This window comes from Okeania sp. SIO2C9 (assembly GCF_010672455.1).
In the GTDB taxonomy this organism is placed as follows: Bacteria; Cyanobacteriota; Cyanobacteriia; order Cyanobacteriales; family Microcoleaceae; genus Okeania.
Genome location: NZ_JAAHGO010000216.1, coordinates 1 through 1500 on the forward strand (window position 1 = coordinate 1; position 1500 = coordinate 1500).

The following is a 1500-nucleotide window of genomic DNA, read 5'->3' on the forward strand; positions in this document are numbered from 1 at the left end:
TTGCCCCTAGTTTGGCAAATTGAAATTGTTTAATAACTACCTTTTTTTGAGTCTGGATATTTTCAGCTAAATAAGTGACTCGCCCACCAATATTATTGTGTCCGAGTTCTCTAATTATTTGATAGCCATCGGAAGAAAAATTGGGGTAATTATTCATGGGTTTTTAGGGAATAGGGAATAGAAAGCAATTGAATTTTTATATTAGGTTCCGAGTGGCTATATTCTGATTATGTTTTAATTAAGTTTGGCTCTGCTTTTCTGTATTTATAAACTATTCTCATAGGTTTCGATATTAAATAAATTAGAGGTATTAGAGTAATACAAAGAGAGGCGATCGCTACTATTGCTAAGACTAAAATTTCTCCTAAAGTAAAGCAGTGTGGTTTAGTAATGACTTCAGAAAAAATCTTAAAAGTTATAACTAAGCTAAACTCAAGTCCTATTGTCAAAATCAATATAAATCTTTTTTCTTTTTTGGATAACAATTGACCAATCGATTGACCAATTTTATTTTTAGATATTATTATTAATTTAATTGTTTCTGCCCATATAAACAAATATAGCCTAGCCAAAAAATACGAAATTACTACCACAATTATGAATGTTATCGTAGCCCTCAATAATAGTACCGATAAAATCGCTAGTAAATACATCAATTCAGCTTCATCATAGAAGAATAACAATATTAGTACAAAAGTTACTATAGAGAAAACACCAAAAGTTATGATGGATATAACAGTATTGTTGTTGATATAATTCACTAAAGCACATAATACTATAGATATTACTGCCCACCAAATAAATAGAGGATGGAATTTCGATGAATCAAAAATGCAAAATACCAACATTGCCACTACAAGGCGACAAAAAAAGAACCCCAAAATGGAGTCAACTTCTAATTTAGGCAAACTACCAGTTTCTACCTGAATATTTATCTTCTGAATTTCTGATGCTGAATTATTATGTAAAAATATCTCCCTTTTATGAATTTCATTTTCTACTAACTTACTGGTATCTACTGTAATTTCACACTCTACATTATTCCCTTCAAACTTACGAGATGAAAATGAAATCCAACTATGGTCATAAGGAGTATGAGGAGGGTCATTAACATGGGGAGCAACTTCCCATCTACCAGATAAAGTTGTCTGTGGAATTGGATTACTAATCTCTATAATACCTGTTAATTTTTCTCCCCATTTATCGCTAGCAAGTTCCAGATTTGTTTGACTAATTCTAACTTTCGGTAAACGGTTTACATCTAAAGGTTGAAGAGCAGCTAAAGCCTTTTTAGCATTTTCATATCTATCAGTAGGTTTCGGTTCTACCATCTTTTCTAACCAATTAATCCAACCCCTTTGTAATGGTGGAATTAAATGACGAAAAATTATCCGATAATTCGCATCTATTAAATTTCCAATATCTCCAGATTTTATCCCAGTTAATAAACAAATTAATGTCGCACCAAGACTATATAAGTCTGAACTTCTTGTTAATTCC

The 1500-nt window shown here is 31.2% G+C and carries 1 pseudogene; it reads right to left on the reverse strand.

Annotation, left to right across the window (positions count from 1 at the left end):
• Nucleotides 1–227 precede the first annotated feature (227 nt).
• Nucleotides 228–1500: pseudogene (locus F6K23_RS40415) on the reverse strand (serine/threonine protein kinase); the annotation flags it as partial.